This window comes from Rahnella sp. 1L-D-7-B-C2 (genome assembly GCF_057290995.1).
In genome coordinates, this window is the sequence record NZ_JBXAVQ010000016.1 from 71,041 (window position 1) to 93,507 (window position 22,467).

General features: G+C 54.5%; 19 protein-coding genes. 10 read left to right on the forward strand and 9 right to left on the reverse strand.

The window, feature by feature from the left end; genetic code table 11:
- Window positions 1-100: 100 nt before the first annotated feature.
- The gene (locus AC0Z7K_RS19870) at window positions 101-796 is read left to right on the forward strand and encodes a FadR/GntR family transcriptional regulator (protein WP_485615606.1); all 696 of its coding nucleotides are present in this window, start codon (window positions 101-103) and stop codon (window positions 794-796) included.
- Between the two features lie 196 nt (window positions 797-992).
- On the opposite strand, the gene AC0Z7K_RS19875 is transcribed toward AC0Z7K_RS19870, so the two are convergent.
- The 3 genes from AC0Z7K_RS19875 to AC0Z7K_RS19885 form a co-directional block, all read right to left on the reverse strand.
- Window positions 993-1,304 (reverse strand): hypothetical protein, encoded by a 312-nt coding sequence (locus tag AC0Z7K_RS19875; protein WP_485615607.1) that lies wholly within the window; start codon window positions 1,302-1,304, stop codon window positions 993-995.
- A gap of 143 nt (window positions 1,305-1,447) precedes the next feature.
- Window positions 1,448-2,953, reverse strand: coding sequence for an L-arabinose isomerase (araA, locus tag AC0Z7K_RS19880; RefSeq protein ID WP_485615608.1), 1,506 nt, complete (start codon window positions 2,951-2,953; stop codon window positions 1,448-1,450).
- Window positions 2,954-2,995: 42 nt separating this feature from the next.
- A complete protein-coding gene (locus tag AC0Z7K_RS19885; RefSeq protein WP_485615609.1) occupies window positions 2,996-4,675 on the reverse strand; it encodes a ribulokinase in 1,680 nt (559 codons plus the stop codon).
- 417 nt (window positions 4,676-5,092) lie between these two features.
- On the opposite strand from AC0Z7K_RS19885, the gene AC0Z7K_RS19890 reads away from it, so the two are divergent.
- The 6 genes from AC0Z7K_RS19890 to AC0Z7K_RS19915 all read left to right on the forward strand — a co-directional run bounded on the left by AC0Z7K_RS19890 (window position 5,093) and on the right by AC0Z7K_RS19915 (window position 12,554).
- Entirely contained in the window at window positions 5,093-6,079 is a 987-nt protein-coding gene (locus AC0Z7K_RS19890) for an arabinose ABC transporter substrate-binding protein (RefSeq protein ID WP_120078283.1), read from the forward strand.
- A 116-nt stretch (window positions 6,080-6,195) separates the two neighbouring features.
- On the forward strand, window positions 6,196-7,779 hold the full coding sequence (gene araG, locus AC0Z7K_RS19895) for an L-arabinose ABC transporter ATP-binding protein AraG (RefSeq protein WP_413528913.1): 1,584 nt from the start codon (window positions 6,196-6,198) through the stop codon (window positions 7,777-7,779).
- Between the two features lie 17 nt (window positions 7,780-7,796).
- Entirely contained in the window at window positions 7,797-8,801 is a 1,005-nt protein-coding gene (gene araH / locus AC0Z7K_RS19900) for an L-arabinose ABC transporter permease AraH (RefSeq protein ID WP_120078287.1), read from the forward strand.
- Between the two features lie 165 nt (window positions 8,802-8,966).
- Window positions 8,967-9,890 carry an arabinose operon transcriptional regulator AraC gene (araC, locus tag AC0Z7K_RS19905; RefSeq protein ID WP_120078288.1) on the forward strand — a complete coding sequence of 308 codons (924 nt, stop codon included), beginning with the start codon at window positions 8,967-8,969 and terminating at the stop codon, window positions 9,888-9,890.
- 561 nt (window positions 9,891-10,451) lie between these two features.
- Window positions 10,452-11,495, forward strand: coding sequence for an oxidoreductase (locus tag AC0Z7K_RS19910; RefSeq protein WP_485615610.1), 1,044 nt, complete (start codon window positions 10,452-10,454; stop codon window positions 11,493-11,495).
- 48 nt (window positions 11,496-11,543) lie between these two features.
- A complete protein-coding gene (locus AC0Z7K_RS19915) occupies window positions 11,544-12,554 on the forward strand; it encodes a bile acid:sodium symporter family protein (protein ID WP_413528911.1) in 1,011 nt (336 codons plus the stop codon).
- Between the two features lie 64 nt (window positions 12,555-12,618).
- Here the strand turns inward: AC0Z7K_RS19915 and add are convergent, their stop codons facing one another.
- From add to malX, 3 genes are all read right to left on the reverse strand, one after another.
- Window positions 12,619-13,617 (reverse strand): adenosine deaminase, encoded by a 999-nt coding sequence (gene add, locus AC0Z7K_RS19920; protein WP_485615611.1) that lies wholly within the window; start codon window positions 13,615-13,617, stop codon window positions 12,619-12,621.
- Window positions 13,618-13,758: 141 nt separating this feature from the next.
- A complete protein-coding gene (locus AC0Z7K_RS19925) occupies window positions 13,759-14,943 on the reverse strand; it encodes a MalY/PatB family protein (RefSeq protein WP_485615612.1) in 1,185 nt (394 codons plus the stop codon).
- Window positions 14,944-15,002: 59 nt separating this feature from the next.
- Complete coding sequence (gene malX, locus AC0Z7K_RS19930; RefSeq protein ID WP_485615613.1) at window positions 15,003-16,616, reverse strand: maltose/glucose-specific PTS transporter subunit IIBC; 1,614 nt, start codon at window positions 16,614-16,616, stop codon at window positions 15,003-15,005.
- Window positions 16,617-16,871: 255 nt separating this feature from the next.
- Here malX and malI point away from each other — a divergent pair, with 255 nt between their 5' ends.
- Window positions 16,872-17,903 carry a Mal regulon transcriptional regulator MalI gene (malI, locus tag AC0Z7K_RS19935; protein WP_485615614.1) on the forward strand — a complete coding sequence of 344 codons (1,032 nt, stop codon included), beginning with the start codon at window positions 16,872-16,874 and terminating at the stop codon, window positions 17,901-17,903.
- A 706-nt stretch (window positions 17,904-18,609) separates the two neighbouring features.
- On the opposite strand, the gene AC0Z7K_RS19940 is transcribed toward malI, so the two are convergent.
- Together AC0Z7K_RS19940 and AC0Z7K_RS19945 are read right to left on the reverse strand one after the other, a co-directional pair.
- Entirely contained in the window at window positions 18,610-18,903 is a 294-nt protein-coding gene (locus tag AC0Z7K_RS19940; protein WP_413528906.1) for a DUF1161 domain-containing protein, read from the reverse strand.
- 46 nt (window positions 18,904-18,949) lie between these two features.
- Window positions 18,950-19,318 carry a DUF1283 family protein gene (locus AC0Z7K_RS19945; protein WP_413528905.1) on the reverse strand — a complete coding sequence of 123 codons (369 nt, stop codon included), beginning with the start codon at window positions 19,316-19,318 and terminating at the stop codon, window positions 18,950-18,952.
- Window positions 19,319-19,451: 133 nt separating this feature from the next.
- Here AC0Z7K_RS19945 and AC0Z7K_RS19950 point away from each other — a divergent pair, with 133 nt between their 5' ends.
- On the forward strand, window positions 19,452-19,778 hold the full coding sequence (locus tag AC0Z7K_RS19950) for a YnfA family protein (protein ID WP_485615615.1): 327 nt from the start codon (window positions 19,452-19,454) through the stop codon (window positions 19,776-19,778).
- A 25-nt stretch (window positions 19,779-19,803) separates the two neighbouring features.
- On the opposite strand, the gene AC0Z7K_RS19955 is transcribed toward AC0Z7K_RS19950, so the two are convergent.
- Window positions 19,804-20,709: a LysR family transcriptional regulator gene (locus tag AC0Z7K_RS19955; RefSeq protein ID WP_413528903.1), complete on the reverse strand. Its 906-nt coding sequence runs from the start codon at window positions 20,707-20,709 to the stop codon at window positions 19,804-19,806.
- 310 nt (window positions 20,710-21,019) lie between these two features.
- On the opposite strand from AC0Z7K_RS19955, the gene AC0Z7K_RS19960 reads away from it, so the two are divergent.
- Complete coding sequence (locus tag AC0Z7K_RS19960; RefSeq protein ID WP_413528902.1) at window positions 21,020-22,315, forward strand: NCS2 family permease; 1,296 nt, start codon at window positions 21,020-21,022, stop codon at window positions 22,313-22,315.
- Window positions 22,316-22,467 lie beyond the last annotated feature (152 nt).

The following is a 22,467-nucleotide window of genomic DNA, read 5'->3' on the forward strand; positions in this document are numbered from 1 at the left end:
CTGGTCAGGCCACCAGACCGCTATATGATTCAGTATCAACCCGATCATTAATGTGATCGCGATAACAGATCTGGGATTCAGCACCAGCGCGGAGAGAACAATGGAATTACCAACACTGAAAGTGGAACGGCTGTATCGCCAGATTTCTAATGTCCTGATTAACTGCATTAATACCGGACAATTTGCGCCGGGCGCGATGATCCCCTCCGAGCGGGATCTGTCTAAACAGTTAGGCGTCAGCCGTTCGTCGATTCGTGAGGCACTGATTGCGCTGGAGATCACCGGCTGGGTGGAAATCCGCACCGGCAACGGCGTATACGTGAGTAATCCGCTGCCCGACGGTTCTCCGGTGGTTCACGTGGTTCCTGCTGAAGAAGAATTCAGCCTGCAATCTCTGGTGAAAGCGCGGCAGATTTATGAAGCCATGACCGCTGAACTTGCGGCTATCAATGGCACAGACGACCAGCGCGCAAAGCTTAAAGAAATTGCCCGCGAGCTTAATGAGCTGAATGCCAATAACGATGCATTTCTCGAGGCAGACCGTCGTTTTCATCTGATGATCAGTGAAATGACCGGCAACGAAGTGCTGCACGACATGATGGGATACCTGTGGGATAAGCGTCAGTCACGCCGATTCATGCGACTTGAAAGCCATTACACCGAAGTGGATTTCGCGCGTGAGATGAATGCGGACCATCAGGGGATTCTGGACGCCATTCTGGCGCGGGATGGGGCAGGCGCGAAAGCGCGGATGGGGCGGCATTTGCAGCATGTATACGATCAGCTATTTGCCTGAAGGCTTGTGACTGTTAAATCAACTTCAAGGTCAAGACCGTGGGTTGCCACCCACACTGGCCTTAAGGGCGGCATATCGCCGCCGCCCTTAAGAATCCCGGGCTCTTTAAAATACGTGCCATGCAGACCGGCTATGTTTCAGCGGCTTTCGCTATTGCCGCAAAAATCCCGCCGCTGCGCGGTGCCCTCCGGTCGGGTTACAACCCGCGCAAACAGACGCGCGGTTTTCCACCTCTTCCTACGGCGTGATTTTTGAACGCGGCCACAAGCTCATTACGGCACAACTTCACCGGCTCAGAAAAAATAAAAGAAACCAATAACTTAAAACTTAAAAATGGTGAGATGGCGCGATCAAAAAATCCTGCCGAACGGAGCGGCTTCGAGACCTGCGGCTCGAAGACCGAGAGAGGGAACCGCGCAGCAGCAGGGTTTTGCGCCACACGCGGAATTGTCAGAACACGGCCATCGTTTCCGCGATAGCGCGTGTTTGAAAAAGCGTGGGAGATCAAAGAGGGAGGCGCTTTCCTCCCTCTTTGGCGGTTTCGGCACAGCGCGTTAAGTGATCACTGCAATTAAGAAACCGAAACATTCTCGTAAGAAACCGAAAAATCCCGGTCATTTATAAAGGCCGCCTTTGCAGCGGCCTTCTGCATCACCGAGCGCAAAGCTTATAATAAACTTCATTCCACCGGATCTGATTCTTAAAGTCCGCCAGCGTCGTATCGTTATCAATCACCAGCAACTCAATCCCCGTCACTTCTGCATATAACCGCAGCGCGTCGATATCTAATGCCTGCGAGAATACCGTGTGGTGCGCGCCGCCGCCGAGGATCCAAGCTTCGGCTGCTGTGGCCAGGGATGGCTGGGCTTTCCAGATCGCGCGGGCGACAGGGAGTTTTGGCAGTGGATGCGGTTGCTCGACGGTATCTACCAGATTCACCAGCAGACGGAAACGGTCGCCCATGTCGATGACACTGGCGTTGACCGCAGGGCCTGCCGGAGTGGAGAAGATCAGACGCGCCGGATCCGCTTTGCCGCCTATGCCGAGATACTGCGCATCCAGCAGCGGTTTTTCTTCTTTGGCAATCGACGGACACACTTCCAGCATGTGCGAACCGACCACCAGATCGTTGCCCGGCTTGAAGTTGTAAGTGTAATCCTCCATGAACGACGTGCCGCCTTTCAGGCCGCTGGCCATCACTTTCATGATGCGCAGCAGGGCGGAGGTTTTCCAGTCGCCTTCGCCACCAAAGCCGTAGCCTTTTTGCATCAGACGCTGTACCGCCAGCCCCGGCAGCTGCTTCATGCCGTGCAGATCTTCAAAGTTGGTGGTGAACGCGCCGAATTTGCCTTGCTCGAGGAAACGCGTCATGCCCAGTTCGATTTTCGCCGCATCTAACAGGTTTTCACGACGTTCGCCGTTGAGCTTCACGGTGTCCGTCAGACGGTAAGTCGCTTCGTACTCTTCCACCAGCGTATCGATGTCGCCTTTGCTGACTTCATTGATCACGCTGACCAGATCGCCGATACCGTACGCGCTGACGGTGTAACCGAACTGGATCTGCGCAGCGACCTTATCACCTTCGGTGACTGCAACTTCACGCATGTTATCGCCAAAACGCGCCACTTTCAGGTGCTGACTTTCGTTTTTCGCCGCAGAAACGCGCATCCACCGTGCGATGCGGCGATGGGATTCGCCATCCTGCCAGTGACCTGCGACCACGGAATGTTGCTGACGCATACGCGCGCCGATGAAACCAAACTCACGGCCGCCGTGGGCGGTCTGGTTCAGATTCATAAAGTCCATGTCCATGGTTTCCCACGGCACTTCGGCGTTGAACTGCGTATGGAACTGCAACAGCGGTTTATGCAGGATGCTCAGGCCGGCGATCCACATTTTGGCCGGAGAGAAGGTGTGCAGCCAGGTAATGATCCCCACGCACGGGTTGTGATAGTTGGCTTCGCGGCACAGCGCGGTGATTTCATCCGGGGTGGTGACCAGCGGTTTTAGCACCAGCTTGATCGGCAGTCCGGCTTCCGAGTTCAGGCCATTCACGACCTTTTCAGCATTTTCTTTTACCTGACGTAACGTTTCCGGTCCGTAGAGATGCTGACTGCCAATAGCGAACCACACTTCGAGATGTTTAAACGCGTCCATTTGTAACTCCTGAATGTCATTGTCGGGATAGAGAAATAGGGATTAATGCGCCGTTTTCGCTGCAAACAGCGGTTCAGTAGTGGCACACCAGGCTTGATAACGTTCGTACAGGCGCTGATATTGCTCGACGCGCTGCGGATCCGGCAGCAATGTGCGTTCGATGCTGCAGGCCATTTTTTCCTGAGCGGCAGGCACGTCTTTGAATTCACCGGCGGCAACGGCGGCAAAGATGGCTGCACCCAGCGCGCAGCATTGATCGGAAGCAACGATTTGCAGCGGACGGTTCATGGCGTCAGCGCACACCTGCATGATGACCGGCGATTTACGGGCGATGCCGCCGAGCGTAAGGACGTTTTCTACCGGGATATCCTGCTGCTCGAAGCACTCCATGATGGCGCGTGCGCCGAAGGCCGTGGCGGCGATAAAGCCCCCGAACAGTTCCGGTGCTTCGGTACCTAAGTTAATGTCAGTGATCACCCCTTTCAGGCGCTGATTGGCGAAAGGTGTACGACGGCCATTGAACCAGTCGAGCACCAGCGGCAGGTGATCGAGCTTTGGATTGGCGGCCCACGCGGCGGTCAGATCCGGCAGCAGATTTTTTTGCAAAGCTGTCAGCTGAGGTTGCAGTTCAGGATGCGCTTTCGCGGCCTGCACCAGCGGCCAGCTGAGCAGACGACTGAACCAGGCGTACATGTCACCAAAGGCTGACTGACCGGCTTCCATCCCGATCATGTCCGGCACGACGCTGCCTTCCACCTGACCGCAAATCCCGGCAATCGCGCGGTCGTTCACGCGGTCTTTATCGGCGATAAGAATGTCGCAGGTTGATGTCCCGATAACTTTTACCAGCGTATAAGGCTGCGCACCTGCACCGACTGCGCCCATGTGGCAGTCAAACGCGCCACCGGAAAGCACGACGCTTGCCGGTAAGCCGAGACGCTCCGCCCAGTCAGCGGTCAGCGTGCCGACGGCCTGTTCGGCCGTGACGGTTTCAGTAAATAAGGGATACGGCAGGTTTTCGACCAGCAACGGGTCGAGCGCCGCGAAGAAGGCTTTCGGTGGCAGACCGCCCCAGGACGGATGCCAGAGCATTTTGTGTCCGGCGCTGCACCGGCCGCGCACGACTTTATCTGGTGCGGTGGTGCCGGAAAGCAGGGCGGGTACCCAGTCGCACAGCTCCACCCAGGAAGCCGCTGCGTCGCGCACAGAACTGTCTGCGCGGGAAACGTGCAGAATTTTTGCCCAGAACCATTCGGATGAATAGACACCACCGATATAACGGGAGTAGTCGGGGAAATCGCCGCTGCGGCACAGGCGGTTAATCTCTTCGGCTTCTTCTATCGACGTGTGGTCCTTCCACAACACGAACATGGCGTTCGGGTTTTCGGCGAATTCCGGCAGAAGCGCCAGAACATTGCCGTCCTTATCCACCGGCGCAGGCGTGGAACCGGTGGAATCCACTCCGATACCTACCACGCGTTGGCTGCGTTCAGGACCGAGGCGGGCAACGACGTTTTTAATCGCCTGTTCCATCGCTTCTATATAGTCGCGCGGGTGATGACGAAACTGGTTGATGGCCGCATCACAGTAACGGCCTTCATTCCAGCGCGGGTAATACACCACATCAGTTTCCATCTCAGCACCGGTCTGACAATCCACGGCCAGTGCACGGACAGAATCGCTGCCAAAATCCAGACCAAGAGCAATCGCACCTTGCGTCATTCTTTCTTACTCCTTCAGGTTTGCCGTAGTCATTACGGCGGCGAATCGAATTGCTCTAACAGTAGGAGGATGTAAAAGCGGGAGTGAGGAGGCGTTAGCTGGAAGTATGCACAAATCTGCTCCTCATGATGTTTCTGTGAGGTTGGTCAAAAGTTAATGTTTGGCTAAATTCGCTATATGTATGCACAAACCTGCTGTTTTCCCGGCGTGTGATAGCGCTCTATCTTCCGTGGCTAATTTACGGCTAAAACTTAACGCGTCTTACAAGAGGGAGTGGCGTGGATCGTCTGAATACAGGGCACCGCCGCACTCTCACTTTGTCTCTTTACGCTACTGATAACGTTTTCATGCGAACGGCAATTCATCAGGTTTAAAGCCGGAATCGCGAGAAACAACAATAAAAGGTCGGAGAACATCATGCATAAATTCACTAAGGCGTTAGCGGCGGTAGGATTAGCTGCCGTTATGTCACATTCAGCTATGGCAGCGGAGAACCCGAAGTTGGGCTTCCTGGTTAAGCAGCCGGAAGAACCCTGGTTCCAGACTGAATGGCGGTTTGCGGACAAAGCCGGTAAGGACATGAACTTCGAGGTGATTAAAATCGCCGTGCCGGATGGCGAAAAAACGCTGAACGCGATCGACAGCCTGGCGGCGAACGGTGCGAAAGGATTTGTTATCTGTACGCCGGATCCGCGTCTGGGGCCTGCCATCATGGCGAAAGCCCGCAGCTATGACATGAAAGTTATTCAGGTGGATGACCAGTTTGTGAATGCCAAAGGCAAACCGATGGAAGAAGTGCCATTAGTGATGATGGCCGCGACCAAAATCGGCGAACGTCAGGGGCAGGAACTGTACAAAGAAATGCAAAAACGCGGCTGGAAACCGGCTGAAACTGGCGTGATGGCCATCACCGCTGACGAGCTGGATACCGCACGTCGCCGCACCTCCGGGTCAATGGACGCGCTGAAAGCGGCCGGTTTCCCGGAAAAACAAATTTACAAAGTGCCGACCAAATCTAACGATATTCCTGGCGCACTCGATGCCGGTAACTCGCTGTTAGTGCAACATCCTGAAGTGAAAAACTGGCTGATCATCGGCATGAACGATAACACCGTGCTCGGTGGCGTGCGTGCAACGGAAGGTCAGGGCTTTAAAGCGGCTAACGTCATCGGCATCGGCATCAACGGTGTGGATGCGGTGAATGAGCTGTCCAAAAGCGCGCAAACCGGTTTCTACGGTTCCCTGTTACCTAGCCCGGATATCCACGGTTACAAAAGTATCCAGATGCTGAATGAATGGGTCACCAAAGGCGTTGAACCACCGAAATTCACCGAAGTGACTGACGTGGTGTTGATCACTCGTGACAACTTTAAAGAAGAGCTCAAGAAGAAAGGCTTAATGTAATTTTTTGCCTGATCTGAATTGAGTTGCTGCACCACGGACGACGGTTAAGACATTCGACTGTTTTCTGTGGTGCAGCAGCGAGTCTGACCCTTTCACTTATCTTCCAGGTAGCCACTATGACTCAGCAATCTTTAAACAAGACGCCTTTGCTGAAACCGTCGCTGACGGAGTTTGATGCGGCCATGCCGTATCTGGAATTCCATGACATTGGCAAAGTTTTCCCCGGCGTGAAGGCGCTCGACGGGATTTCTTTCAATTGTTATGCCGGGCAAATCCACGCACTGATGGGCGAAAACGGCGCGGGAAAATCCACGCTGTTGAAGATCCTCAGCGGGAACTATCAGCCCTCACAGGGCGTTATTCACATCAAAGGCCAGCCGGTCAGTTTCAATAAAACGACTGACGCACTCGATGCGGGCGTGGCGATTATCTATCAGGAATTACATCTGGTACCGGAAATGACGGTGGCAGAAAACATCTACCTCGGGCAGTTGCCGAGCAAACACGGTTTCGTGAACCGTAAGCTGCTGCGCTATGAGGCCAAAATTCAGCTTGAGCATCTCGGGCTTGATATCAACCCCGATACGCCGCTCAAATATCTCTCCATCGGCCAGTGGCAGATGGTTGAAATTGCTAAGGCACTGGCGCGCAATGCCAAAATTATTGCCTTCGATGAGCCGACCAGTTCGCTGTCTGCCCGTGAAATCGAGCAGCTGTTCAGGGTTATCCGTGAGCTGCGTGCTGAAGGGCGGGTGATTTTATATGTCTCGCACCGCATGGAAGAAATTTTCGCGTTAAGTGACGCTGTCACGGTGTTTAAGGATGGCCGTTATGTGCGTACCTTCGACGATATGACTCAGGTGGATAACAGCAAGCTGGTGCAGGCAATGGTGGGCCGTAATCTGGATGATATTTACGGTTACTCGCCGCGTCCGCACGGTGACGTCCGACTGGCGCTGGAAAACGTTAAAGCACCCGGTGTTAGAACGCCAATCAGCCTGACGGTGCGTCAGGGGGAAATCGTCGGCCTGTTCGGGCTGGTGGGCGCAGGGCGCAGCGAACTGATGAAAGGATTATTCGGCGGCACGCGCATTACCGGCGGCACGCTCAGACTCGACGGCGTGGTGATGAACATCCGTAAACCGGCGGATGCTATCCGGCAGGGCATCATGCTTTGCCCGGAAGACCGCAAGGCTGACGGCATCATTCCTGTGCATTCGGTTCGCGACAACATCAATATCAGCGCCCGCCGTAAATCGGTGTTTGCCGGGTGCCTGATCAATAACCCGTGGGAAGCCAAAAATGCGCGCAAGCACATCGAGGCGCTGAACATCAAAACCCCCAGCGATCAGCAACTGATCATGAATCTCTCCGGCGGTAACCAGCAAAAAGCCATTCTTGGCCGCTGGTTGTCGGAAGACATGAAAGTCATTTTGCTTGATGAACCAACGCGCGGGATCGACGTTGGCGCCAAGCATGAAATTTACAACGTGATTTACTCTCTGGCAAAACAAGGCATTGCGGTGCTGTTTGCGTCCAGTGATTTACCGGAAGTGCTGGGTCTGGCGGACAGAATTGTCGTGATGCGCGAAGGCGCTGTCTCCGGCGAACTGTCCCATGATGAAGCCACCGAAGAAAAAGCGCTGGGGCTCGCCATGTTGCGTACCCCGGACCTGACTTCTGCCCCTGACGCTGCCTGACTGAGGAGCACAATATTATGTCCAGTATGACAACCAATTCCGCCAAACCGGATCAACCTTCAGCCGCTTCGCGCGGCGGACAGGGCCTGATGCGTATCTGGGACAGCTACGGCATGTTAGTTGTATTCGCCGTACTGTTTATTGCCTGTAGTATTTTCGTGCCGAACTTCAGTTCTTTCATCAACATGAAAGGTCTTGGGCTGGCGATTTCGATGTCCGGGATGGTCGCCTGCGGGATGTTGTTCTGCCTGGCGTCCGGCGACTTTGACTTGTCCGTCGCCTCAGTCATTGCCTGTGCGGGCGTCACCACGGCGGTAGTCATTAACATGACCGAAAGCCTGTGGATTGGTGTGGGTGCCGGTCTGGTGCTGGGGATGCTGACCGGTTTGCTCAACGGTTTCGTGATCGCCCGTCTGAAAATCAATGCGCTGATCACCACCCTGGCCACCATGCAGATTGTGCGTGGTCTGGCGTACATCATTTCCGACGGTAAAGCGGTGGGCATCGAGGACGAGCGTTTCTTCGCCCTCGGCTATGCGAACTGGTTCGGTCTGCCTGCGCCGATCTGGCTGACGGTCGGCTGCCTGATTATCTTCGGGTTGCTGCTGAACAAAACCACCTTCGGGCGCAACACGCTGGCGATCGGCGGTAACGAGGATGCGGCGCGTCTGGCCGGTGTGCCGGTAGTGCGAACCAAAATCATCATCTTTATGCTGTCCGGGCTGGTGTCGGCGGCAGCGGGGATCATTCTGGCATCGCGTATGACCAGCGGCCAGCCGATGACCTCGCTGGGCTTTGAGCTCATCGTCATCTCCGCCTGCGTGCTGGGCGGGGTGTCACTGAAGGGCGGTATCGGCAAAATTTCCTATGTGGTTTCCGGTATCCTGATTTTGGGTACGGTTGAAAACGCCATGAACCTGCTGAACATTTCTCCCTTCTCGCAATACGTGGTGCGTGGCTTGATCCTGCTGGCGGCGGTTATCTTCGACCGTTACAAACAGAAAGCTAAAAAGACCGTTTAACCCTGTTTAGTGATAACGCTTTCACACGGCATTTAACGCTTTGACAGGTTAAATGCCGTAAAAGCGCGTGGTTGTTCACAATTTTGTAACGTTTGCTGGCAGCGTTTTCACTGATGGTTAGAATAGATGAAAAGTCCATAGCCACGTGATGTTTCAGGAGGTTCGATGTACCACCGCATGATTCAGGATCAGCAGCAAAATCCGCTGTTACCGGGTTACAGTTTCAATGCCTATCTGGTCGCCGGAATGACTCCGATCCTCGCTGACGGGCCGCTGGACTTCGCTATTGATCGTCCGGGTGGCATGAAAGGGTTTATCCTCAACCTGACGGTTAAAGGTCAGGGCAAAGTATTTGACGGCGAGGATACCTTTTACTGCAATCCCGGCGACTTATTATTGTTCCCGCCTAAAGCGCGTCATCTCTACAGCCGTTCCGCCAACAGCGATTGCTGGTATCACCGCTGGGTGTATTTCCGCCCGCGCGCCTACTGGGCCGACTGGCTGGAATGGCACACTAAAACCCGCGACGTGGGGCGTCTTTCGCTGCCCAACAATACGCTGCTGCTGGAATTCGACCGTCTGTTCGCCAACATCGAGCAAACGCAGAAGTCAGGGCGTCGTTTCTGCGAAGAATTAGGGATGAATCTGCTGGAGCGTCTGTTGCTTCGCGCAATGGAAGAAGACCCGCAGAGCCCGCAAAAAATTATGGATCCGCGCGTTATCGAAGCCTGTCAGTTCATTACCGGTAATCTCGCCGGAGAGTTGCGCATCGACGAAGTCGCCCGCCACGTCTGCCTGTCGCCGTCGCGTCTGGCGCATTTATTTCGGGAACAGGTGGGGATCAATATTCTGCGCTGGCGTGAAGATCAGCGAGTCATTCGCGCCAAGTTGCTCTTACAAACCACGCAGGAGTCGATTGCGACCATTGGCCGCGTCGTAGGCTATGACGATCAGCTGTATTTCTCGCGGGTATTCCGCAAGCGGGTTGGCGTAAGCCCGAGTGATTTTCGTCGCCGCAGCGTGGAGATCAACTACCCGGCAAAACCGTATAAGGCACCGGCGGATAATGCTATTGCATATCATTTTTAGGCTTTGCAAAGGCTGAAATTTTTTTGCAGGAGACCGCCTGCGGTGGCGGTTTCCAATTTCGGCTTCGACTTTAAGGTCAAGACCTTGGGTTGCCACCCAAACCGGCCTTAAGAGGCGCCTGTCGCCGCGCCTCTTAAGAATCTCCGGCTCTTTAAAACATGTGCCATGCAAACGGGCTATGTTTCAGAAACTCCTCCTATTGCCGCAAAATCCGCCGCTGCGCGGTTCCCTCGGGGCGGGTTACAACCCGCGCAAACATGTGCGCGGTTTTCCACCTCTTCCTCGGCGTGATTTTTGAACGCGGCCACAGGCTTCTTAGGTCACAACTTCACCCGCTCAGGATCATTTGAAAAAAGGCAAGATGGTGCGATCAAAAATCCAGCTGAACGGATCGACAGGATTTTGCGCCACACGCGGAAGTGACAGAACATGTCCATCGTTACAGCGGCATCTGCAAAAATAAAATTCTATTTTTTCCCTTGTCCCACTCCCTAAGCTAGTGTCAAATCAAACCAATAGCGTCCTGACGGGCAAGACCGTTAAAAATCACAGGAAATCATCATGACCCAATCCCTTCGAGTTGGCCTCATCGGTTATGGCTTCGCCAGCAAAACCTTCCATTCACCTCTGATCGACGGTACGCCGGGGCTCGAGCTTGCAGCGGTATCCAGCAGCGATGCCGGTAAAGTCCATGCTGACTGGCCGAACGTCACGGTGGTCGATTCATCTGAGAAAATCTTTGCCGATCCTTCCATCGATTTGGTCGTCATCCCTACACCTAACACCACCCATTTCCCGCTGGCTAAACTGGCGCTGGAAGCAGGTAAACACGTCATCGTTGATAAACCTTTCACCGTGACCCTGGAAGAAGCCCGCGAGCTGGACGCGCTGGCACAGGCGCAAGGTAAAGTTCTTTCGGTGTTCCACAACCGCCGCTGGGACTCCGATTTTCTGACCGTTAAAACGCTGATCAACGAAGGGTCGCTGGGCGATATCGTCTATTTCGAATCCCATTACGATCGCTACAAACCGCAGGTGCTGGAACGCTGGCGTGAGAGCGCGGCGCAGGGCAGCGGTATCTGGTATGACTTAGGGTCGCATCTGCTTGATCAGGCATTGCAGCTGTTCGGTACGCCGGACACTTTGCAGGCCGATCTGGCAGTGCTGCGTCCCGGCGGCAAAGCGGTGGATTACTTCAATGCCGTGCTGACCTATCCGCGTCGTCGCGTTGTACTGCACAGCACCGTATATGCCGTGGCGGAAACGGCGCGCTTTATCGTGCAGGGGGAAAAGGGCAGCTACGTAAAATTCGGGCTGGATCCGCAGGAAGATCGTCTGAAAGCCGGTGAGCGTTTGCCGCAGACCGACTGGGGTTACGACATGCGCGACGGTGTCGTGACGCTGAGCCACGAAGGTGTGCTGGCAGAAAAATCGCTGCTGACGCTGCCCGGCAACTATCCTGCTTATTATGCCGGTGTGCGTGATGCAATTAACGGACAGGGCGAAAACCCGGTTCCGGCGGCGGATGCAATCCGCGTAATGGAAATGATCGAGCTGGGCATGCAGTCTTCAGAACAGCGGGCGACGCTGGACGTCAAAAAATAAGTCACCGCTATACTTTTTCACTACCTGTTTATATGGCAAGGAAGGTTCATGTCCTGGTTAAAGATTGATAAGTTTTTGCTGATTCTGATCTGCGTGGTGGTGCTTGCGTCGTTCTTTCCCTGTGAAGGGATTTACAAGACTGTCTTCGAGCATCTGACCACCTTTGCTATCGCGCTGCTGTTCTTTATGCACGGCGCGAAGCTGTCGCGTGAAGCGATTATGGCGGGGATCAGCCACTGGCGTTTGCACGTGGTGGTATTTCTCAGCACCTTTGCGCTGTTCCCGCTGCTGGGGCTGGGCATGAAATGGCTGGTGCCGGTCGGGATTCTGACACCGACGCTGTATTACGGCTTTCTGTATCTTTGTGCGCTGCCTGCCACCGTGCAGTCGGCTATCGCCTATACGTCGGTTGCGGGCGGAAATATTCCGGCGGCGATTTGCAGCGCGTCCGCCTCCAGCATCCTCGGTGTTTTCCTTTCGCCGGTGCTGGTCGGCCTGCTGATGCACACGCAGGGTGGCACCACTGACACACTCCACGCTATCGGATCCATCGTTCTGCAACTGATGGTGCCGTTTATTATCGGGCATCTGTGCCGTCCGCTGATTGGCGGCTGGGTGCAGCGCCACAAAAAAATCGTCAACGTCACTGACCGCTCTTCGATTTTGCTGGTGGTATATGTGGCGTTCAGCGCCGCAGTAGTCGAAGGTATCTGGCATCAGATCGACGGCTGGCAGCTGTTGGCGGTGCTGGGCTGTTCGATTGTGTTGCTGACCATCGTGCTGATTATTAATACGTTTGTGGCGCGGCTGTTTGGTTTCAATACTAAAGATGAAATCACCATTGTCTTCTGCGGCTCGAAGAAAAGTCTGGCGAACGGTATTCCGATGGCAAATGTGTTGTTCCCTGCCGCGGCCGTCGGCGCGATGGTGTTACCGCTGATGATTTTCCATCAGATCCAGCTGATGGTTTGTGCGGTGCTGGCGTCGCGTTACGCTAAGCGTGTGGCGCGGGAAGAAGCGGCGTTACAGGTGAAGAAAGAAGAAGTGAAATCAGCGTAACCTGCTGTCAGGAAAAGAAAAGGGCGAGAATGATTCTCGCCCTTTTTTATTACGTCACAAACCGTTACGCGGACACTTTGTCGCGGATCGCCTGTTTTTCGGCTTCAGTCAGGAAGGCCATGGTCAGGCCATTTTCCTGCGCTTTACGGATTTCGTTTTGAGTCAGGCCAGCGGCGGGTGCAGCGATGTTGTATTCGTTGGCGATCTCAATGCCCTGAACAGCAGGGTCATCGGTATTGATCGAGGCCAGAACGCCGTGGCGTAAGAAGACAGCCAGCGGATGCTGTTCGAAAGAGGCGACCGTGCTGGTCTGAATGTTGGAGGTCAGGCAGGATTCGATACCAATCTGGTGCTTCGCCAGGAAATCCATCAGTTGCGGATCCTGCGCGGCTTTCACGCCGTGGCCGATACGCTCTGCGCCCAGCTCACGAATGGCCTGCCAGATGCTTTCCGGGCCTGCCGCTTCACCGGCGTGAACGGTGATACGCCAGCCGGCGTCGCGCGCACGGTTGAAGTGGCTAAGGAACAGGCTGCCAGGGAAACCCAGTTCGTCACCGGCCAGATCCAGCGCGGTAATGCCGTCGCGGTGCGCCAGTAAACCTTCCAGCTCCTGCACACAGGCGTCTTCGCCAAAAGTACGACTCAGAATGCCGATCAGACGCACGTCGATATCGTGATTTTTATGGCCTTCGCGGATACCTTCAATCACCGCTTCTACCACGCCTGCCACCGGCAATTTGTGGTTCATCGCCATGTAATAGGGTGAAAAACGCAGCTCGGTGTAGTGCAGACCGGCTTTCGCAGCATCTTCGACGTTTTCTTTCGCCACGCGACGGCAGGCATCTATATCGCCGAGTACTTTCACGCCCCAGTCCAGTTTTTGCAGGAAGCTCACCAGATCCGGTTCAGCGTGCATGACCTGAACGTGCGGACGCAGGGCTTCAATTTCATTGGCAGGCAAGGTCAGATTGAACTGACGGCCTAAATCGAGAATGGTTTGAGCGCGAATATTGCCATCAAGGTGGCGGTGGATATCAGTCAGGGGAAGGCGGGTATCGATCATGGTGTGCACTCATTATTATAGAAATGTGCGGGGTATTATAACTGTATTTAGTTGCGCAACAAGAATGGTTTTGAATTTGCTCCCTCCCCTGCGAAGAGGAGGGTTGGGGTGGGGGATTAAAGAAATATCAGGGGGCATAGCTTAGAGTAAAGCCCTGATGCCGCTGATTAATTTCGCTACACCCGCTTCAACTTTCGAGCGCGGGCAACCCACGTTAAGCCGCAGGAAGCCTTCACCTTCGGCGCCGTAGGTATAACCCGGCATGATCGCCACTTTTTGATGCTCGATCAGCTCTTTTTGTAGCCGTTTATCGTCAATGCCCAACGGGCGCAGATCGATCCACGCCAGATAGGTCGATTGTGGCGGCTGCCAGTTCAGAGGCGGGAAAGCGGCGTTCAGCTGTTCGGCGACGTAACGCAGATTGCCCTGCAAATAATCACGCAATGCGTCCAGCCACGGCTCGCCCGCCTGATAGGCCGCCACATGGGCATGGACAGCCAGCACCGCCGGAGAAGATAAGCCATCACAGGCTTTGAGCTGATGCAGATACGCATCGCGCTGTGCTTTATGGCTGATCAACCCGTAAGCACCGGTCAGCGCTGGAATATTGAAACTCTTCGAGCCGGAAGTCAGCAGCGCCCATTCGCCGCGCGCCACCTCATTCCACGGCGTATGATGGTTATCACCCCAGACCATATCCATGTGGATTTCATCGCTTATCACCCGCACATTATGGCGTTCGCACAGTTGGGCGATCAGTGTCAGTTCCTCACGCGTCCAGACTTTGCCGGTCGGGTTGTGCGGGCTGCACATCAGCAGCAGGGAGCAGGCGGGCTGTGCCAGCAGGCTTTCCAGCTGTTTTGCATCCAGCGCCCAGTCGTTGCCATTTTTAATCAGCGGGCAGTTAAGCATCTGCCGCTGATTGCCTTCAACCACGTTGAAAAAAGCGTCGTAAGCGGGGGTAAACGTCACCACGCCGTCACCCGGCTGGCTCCACTGGCGGATCAATTGCGCCACCATGTAAATCACCGAAGGGCCGTAAACCACCATGTCACGGTCAATCTTGCTGCCAAAACGCTGCTGATACCAGTGGGCGATAGCGCCGAGAAAATCATCATGATGCCAGCGGCTGTAGCCGAGCACGCCGTGTTGCAGACGCTTTTGCAGCGCGTCGAGGATGCACGGCGCAGCGGCAAAATCCATATCGGAAATGGTAAATGGCAGCAGGTCGGCACTGCCAAAACGGTCGGCGACGTAATCCCACTGCGTACACCAGCTGCCGTGGCGATCAACGACGGTGGAGAAATCAAAAGAAGCTGAGGTCATTTTTCACTCCCTGAAGAAAGCAGAAAAGGGCGACACGATGTCGCCCTGTGTGTTCAGTTTTACGCCGTCACTGGCTCCGGCACGGCCTGGCTGGCCGCTTCACGGATCAGGTAATCCAGCTCATCTTTCACAGATTGTACCTGCGGCCCGATCACTACCTGCAGATTGTGGTCGTTGAGATGAACCACGCCAATCGCACGGTTAGCTTTCAGGGTGGCGTCATCGACCAGCGACATATCTGCCACGGACAGACGCAGACGGGTGATACAGTTATCCAGAGAAACGATATTTCCTGCGCCGCCCAGCGCGCTCAGAATGACGGGTACGTTGTAACCGGATTTGCTGGAAGAAGGCACCGGCGCGGTGTCAGGCATCGTGTCAGATTCACGTCCTGGCGTTTTGATGTTAAAGCGCATAATGGAGAAGCGGAAGATTGCGTAATACGCCACGAACCAAATCGCCGCGACAACCGGGACCAGATACCATTTGGTCGCCGTGCCGTGCAGGATCCCGAATACCACGAAATCGATGATGTTACCGTCGGTATTACCGATGGTGACGCCAAGTACCGACATAATGGTGAAGCCCAGACCGGTCAGGATTGCATGGATCACGTACAGAACCGGTGCGACGAACAGGAACAGGAACTCGATAGGTTCTGTGGTTCCGCCGACGACGCACGCCACGACGCCGGAAATCAGCAGGCCTTTAATTTTATGACGGTTTTCAGGTTTCGCACAGTGGTACATCGCCAGAGCCGCGCCCGGCAGGCCGCCGAGGAAGGCGGGCATTTTACCCTGAGACAAGAACTGCGTGGCACTTTCAGAGAAACCGTGGGTGGTCGGGCAGGACAGTTGCGCCTGGAAGATGGTCAACGCACCGCTCACTTCGCGGCCACAGACATCCATCGTTCCGCCGGCTTCAGTGAACCGAATCAGCGCCACCAGAATGTGATGCAGGCCGAAAGGCAGCAGCAGACGTTCACCGGAACCGAAAATCATCGGCCCGAAGACGCCCGCCCCCTGAATCAGACGGCCCAGACCGTTGATGCCTGCCGCAAAGAACGGCCAGATCAGTGGGATCAGCAAGCCGACTAAACCGAGCACCACGGTCGTCACGATCGGCACAAAGCGGGTACCGCCGAAGAACGCCAGCGCATCCGGCAGGCGGATAGTGTTATAGCGTTCATGCAGGATGTAGACGATGATACCAACGATCACCGCGCCCAGAATCCCGGTGTCGATGGACTGAATGCCGAGGATCATCTGAATGTTGTTGGCTTTGAGTACCAGCGGATCCATCGTAGGCAGCGTACCGTTGGCGGTCAGATAGAAGTTAATCGCCAGATTCAGCACCGCGAAACCGACAAAGCCGGAAAACGCCGCGACGCCTTTATTTTCACGCGCCATACCCAGCGGGATGGCGATGGCGAACATTACCGGCAGGAAACTGAACGCGAACGAACCGACTTTGCTCATCCAGACGAAAATCAGCTGGAGGACAGGATTGCCCAATGCAGGCAACAGCGTGATGACATCGTGGCTGCTTAACGAGCTGCCGATACCCAGCATGATGCCGCAAAACGACAACAGGGCGACTGGCAGCATGAAGGTTTTACCCAGGCTCTGGAAGAATTCCCAAAGTGTGACTTTTTGTTTTTTATTGGCAGGCATAACTGCTCCCCGAAATTTTTGGTGTTGGCTGTGTATTGACGGCGGCTAAGATAAAACGTTTTACCTAATTAATACGTGCCACATATCACAATATTTGAACATCACCAGTCTGAAGGGGTTTTAATCAGGTTTAACGTTTTACTAAAATACCCAAATTCGGTATAACTATTTGACCACGCTAATTATTTGCAATCTGGAATAAAGTGGGCGGGAAGCAACCCGTTAAACGGAGTTTGAAATGAACGAAAACGTCGGATGAGCCATAAAAAAATAACGATTATTGACGTTGCGCAGCACGCGGGGGTTTCCGTCACCACGGTGTCCCTGGTGCTGAGCGGCAAAGGCCGTATCTCACAAACCACGTCTGAGCGGGTAAACCGTGCCGTGGATGAGTTAGGTTTTGTACGAAACCGTCAGGCGAGTACGCTGCGCGGTGGCGAATCCGGCGTGGTCGGGCTGATTGTCCGCGATATCTGCGAACCCTTTTATGCCGAAATGACCGCCGGTCTGAGCGAGATGTTTGAAGCACAGGGCAAAGTGTTGTTCCTGCTGCAAAGCGGCCCGACAGGCAAAGGCCTGGAACGCTGTTTTGACACGTTGCTGACGCACGGTGTTGACGGGATTGTTATCGCAGGCGGTGTGAATTCGATTGCCGGACTGAAGGAAAAAGCCGAAGAGCAGGGCGTCCCGCTGATTTGTGCGGCGCGCTCGGGCGGTATTGAAGGCGTTGACGTCGTGCGCCCGGACAACATGCTGGCCGCAAAAATGGCCACCGAATATCTGATCAAACGCGGCCATAAGCAGATAGCCTACCTCGGTGGTCTGAGCAATTCACTCACCCGTGCCGAACGTCTTGGCGGGTTCTGCGCCACGCTTTTGCAATACGGCCTGCCGTTTCGCAGCGAATGGATTATCGAATGTGATTACCCGCAGAAATGTGCCGCCGATGCGGCAGAAGCGTTGTTATCGCATTACCCGAAAATCAGCGCCATCGTGTGCCATAAAGCCTCCGTCGCGATGGGGGCCTATTTCGGCGTCATGCGCACCGGCACGCAGGTCGGCGGCGGTGCGGTAGACAACTTCTTCCAGCAAAAAGTCGCGCTAATTGGCATGGAAGATGCCCCGGAATCCGCCCTGACCGAACCGCCGCTAACCTCGATCGCTAACTCGGCGAGGGAAATTGGCTATGCCGCTGCCCGGCGGTTATTGATGAGGATCGGCGGACAGAATCTGGAAGCGCAAAATATTATTGTGGCACCGGAGTTGGTGGAGAGGGAATCGGCTTAGTAGGTGCCAGGCGGGGGAATGAGTGGGATTGTTTTAAATTCACAGTCAAGATCAAGGTCGTGGGTTGCCACCCACACTGGCCTTAAGGGCGGCTTATCGCCGCCGCCCTTAAGAATCCCAGGCTCTTTAAAACACGTGCCATGCAGACGGGCTCTGTTTCAGATAGTTGCGTTATTGCCGCAAAATCCCGCCGCTGCGCGGTGCCCTCCGGTCGGGTTACAACCCGCGCAAAAAGCCGCGCGGTTTTCCACCTCTTCCTCCGGCGTGTTTTTGAACGCGGCCAGAAACTTTTTAGGTCACAACATCACCCACTCGGATCATTTCAAAAACCAACTACGTTTTGCCAATTTTCTTTTTTGTCTTTAAAAAATGGTGAGATGGCGCGATCAAAAATCCTGCCGAACGGAGCGGCCTGAAGACCTTAGGCTTCAGGACCGAATGAGGGAACCGCGCAGCGGCAGGGTTTTGCGCCACACGCGGGAGTCACAGAACATGTCCATCGTTTTCGCGATAGCGCGTGTTTGGAAAAGCGTGGGAGATCAAAGAGGGAGGCGCTTTCCTCCCTCTTTGGCGGTTTCGGCAGGGTGAGCTAAGTGATCACTGCACGTGAGAAACCGAAATATTCTCGGTCAGATATAAATATTCTCGGTCAGATTTAAACACTCTCGTTCAGATTTAAGCCGCCAGTGCAGCGGCATCTGCACAATTAATTACTGTCCTGACTCGTCCCGGTTTTAGGATTCGAATTGCTCTCATCCCCTGCGCCAGCGGTCTTCGTATAGATGATCTTCTGGCTATCATTCCCGCAATGCCCGACGACTTGTCCACCGGCCTGATCGGCCTGATCGTTTGGCACGATGTCGAGTTTGAAACCTGACTCCGGTAAACCGTTAGCGACGATTTTCTGGGTGATATCCGCTTTCACCGTATCACAGGAAGCCTGTGCGACGAGCGGAGCCAGCATCACAACGGCAAGTCCGGCTAATAGTGTCTTTTTCATCATTCATTCCTTTTATGAAAATCACAGTATTAATGAGTTTAGCAGATTACGGCGCGAGTAACTGACGGCCTGTACGGCGGTCGAGGCAGCGCTCAGTGTTTTCTTCCCAATAGGCATTGACGTTCTGGCTGGCGTTGCATTTATCACGCAAATCAACCGAGTTGTCATATTTGGAATAATCTTTCTCTGCACGCTGATTTTTTAACGCGCGCAGGCGCTGGGTTTCATTCCACTGCTCTTTGCTCTGGCGTGCTTCTTCGTTGCTCATGGCATCATTGCCGCTACCGCCAAAAACACAGGTCCCGCCCGCGCAGTTGGTGGCGGCCAGTGCAGGCGCTTGCCAGGCTGCTGTCATGACCAGCAGGGCGACCGGCAATACGCTGCGGGTCAGTCGGGACATAAACGTTGTATTCATTAGCTCATCCTTATAGTTTACACATCGCTCAGGCGAATATAGCAAGTATAACATCCCGCCAATTCACGTCATCCTCTGACAGGAAACTGGTTGATTTCTTATTGAACTTCGGACTCTAAACCTGAAAATGATCATGCTCAAAACGTCTTTACTGTTCTTTGCGACGGCGCTGGCGGAAATCATCGGCTGCTTTCTGCCTTATCTCTGGCTGCGCAAAGGGGGCAGCGCACTGCTGCTGTTGCCTGCGGCGCTGAGTCTGGCGGCGTTCGTCTGGCTGCTGACGCTGCATCCCGCGGCCAGCGGGCGGGTGTATGCGGCTTACGGCGGGGTTTATGTGATGACCGCCATGCTGTGGCTGCGTTTTGTCGACGGCGTGAAACTCAGCACTACTGACTGGCTCGGTGCCTGCGTAGCACTGGCAGGAATGCTTATCATCGTTTCGGGCTGGAAAGCCGCTTAATGCGATAAACTCTTAATACGATAAACTACTGCGATAAACGTTCCATCATCACGATCACTTTCTGAATGACTATCTGCGCTGCGCGTGAAAGCTGACGGCGCGGGGCGACGCACAACGCCAGCGTCAGCGGTTTCGCCGTGCGGCCCTGCAAGGGGACAAACGCCAGCCGGTTTTCTTGTAAATCGGGTAAGACATCCAGCAAACTCAGCACACCGACACCTGCGCCTTTACGGATCAGTTCACGCATCATCCGCACGTCATTGCAGACAATCGACGGCGTTTCCAGCAGCTGATAGCGGTTATACAGCAGTTTGGCACGGGCGTTGACCATCAGCGGTTCCGACGGAATGATCTGCCGGTAAGCCGCGATATCACTGAACGACAACGATACCTGCCGCGACAACTCGTGCCCGACCGGCATGGCGATGCCAATCGGCAATTCTGCGAAGGCGCGCACTTCCAGCCCTGTATGCTCGACCGGATCGAGCAGCAGACCGAAATCCACTTCTGCTGAACTGACCTGCTCGCTGATATTGCGGCTGTCTTCGATGCGGATATCAAAGGTGAGATAGGGATGTTCTTTACCCACTTCGGCAATCAGCTCCGCCACCATGCCTTCGCTGAGCGCGGCAATCATTGAGATGGTGACGTGCCCGCGACGTAATCCCTGGATCTCATCGAATCTTTCACGGGTGCGTGAAAATTCTTTTCGCCAGCGACGAATGTCATCGAACAAGATTTCACCCGCCGAGGTCAGTTTCAGACCGGTGGGGAGACGCTCAAACAGCGGTGTTTCCAGCGTCTGTTCCGCCTGCAAAATCTGCCGGTTGATAGCCGAAGCCGAGACGTGAAGCACTTCGGCCGCTTTGCGCAAACTTCCTGTTCGGGCCACTTCCGTAAAATATTGCGAAAAACGGGAGAAGGGTGACATAGGTGTACTAATTTATGCAGTGAATAAGTGAGATATCTATTATGGACTGCATCACTCATTTTTCCTAGATTGTGCAATGCCCCTTTGTAAAACAATGTCCTCAGGTTGTTTTACGTACAAAGTGGCAATGACAGGGTTCGTCAAAACACGTTTTTAGCTCGTGTTCCGCTATCAGTACAGGCAGTGGGGCGAATTGTGGCATCCCTCACTGCGGGCGCGCGGGCGTGTTTTGAAAAACAATACTAATAACAAGCGTGCGCTATTTGATCGCCAGATGAAAAGTGATCACGCGACCAAGAGATTCCTTCTCATGTTAGAAAAAATATTTAAGTTAAAAGCTCACCGCACTAACGTGCGCACGGAGATTGTGGCAGGACTGACTACATTTTTAGCAATGGCTTATATTCTGTTCGTTAACCCGTCTATTTTGGGCGCGACGGGTATGGATAAAGGTTCCGTTTTTGTTGCGACGTGTCTTGCTGCCGCAATCGGTTCCGCGCTGATGGGCTTCATTGCAAACTACCCGATCGCGCTGGCACCGGGTATGGGATTAAACGCCTTTTTCACCTACACCGTTGTTTTGCACATGGGTTATACGTGGCAGATCGCTTTGGGTGCAGTGTTCCTTTCCGCCTGTATTTTCTTCGCGTTATCCATTTTTAAAATCCGTGAATGGATCATCCGCAGTATCCCGTTGCCGTTGCGCTCGGCGATTGCCGCGGGTATCGGCTTATTCCTGGCGCTGATCGCGCTGGAAAACGCCGGTATCGTGATTGCAAATCCGGCCACGCTGGTAGGTTTGGGCGACCTGACCAAACCGGGGCCGCTGTTCGCCATGCTGGGTTTCATTCTGATCGTGGTACTGGAAGCGCGCAGAGTCACCGGTGCTGTGCTTATCGGCGTATTGGCCGTGACCGTACTGGCTATCGCGCTGGGTTATTCGGCCTTCGGTGGGATCATGTCGATGCCGCCGTCTATCGCGCCAACCTTCATGCAGCTGGATATCAAAGGCGCGTTCAACGTGTCGCTGATTAGCGTTATCTTCGCGTTCCTGTTCGTGGATGTGTTCGATAACTCCGGTACGCTGATTGGCGTGACCAAACGCGCAGGGCTGGCGGACGAAGACGGCAACATTCCGAAAATGGGCCGCGCGCTGGTGGCTGACAGTGCCGCTGCGCTGTTTGGTTCTTTACTCGGGACGTCAACCACCACCAGTTATATCGAATCTGCTGCGGGCGTGAGCGCCGGTGGACGTACCGGGCTGACGGCGATTGTGGTTGCCATTCTGTTCCTGTTGAGTCTGTTCTTCGCACCGCTGGCGGGAAGCGTTCCGGCCTTCGCCACCGCTCCGGCGCTGCTGTTCATCGCGGTGCTGATGACATCAGGTCTGGCAGAGATTGACTGGAAAGACATCACCGTCGCCGCGCCGGTCACCGTGACGGCGCTCACCATGCCATTCACGTACTCCATTGCTAACGGCATCGCGTTCGGTTTTATTACCTGGACACTGTGCAAACTGCTGACCGGCCGCTGGCGTGAGCTGAATTCCGCGCTGATCGTGCTGTCGATTTTGTTTGTGATTAAGCTGGGCTGGCTGAGCGCGTAATTCGCATTCAGTGAGAAGAAGGGCGCGGGCAGTTTTGCCGCGCCTTTTTTGTTTATGGTGACCCGTCCTAAATAACGTTGACACATTTAACTCGCATACTGAGGAAAATGTGATGAACCAATATGTTAAACGCACACAACGCGATTACCCTC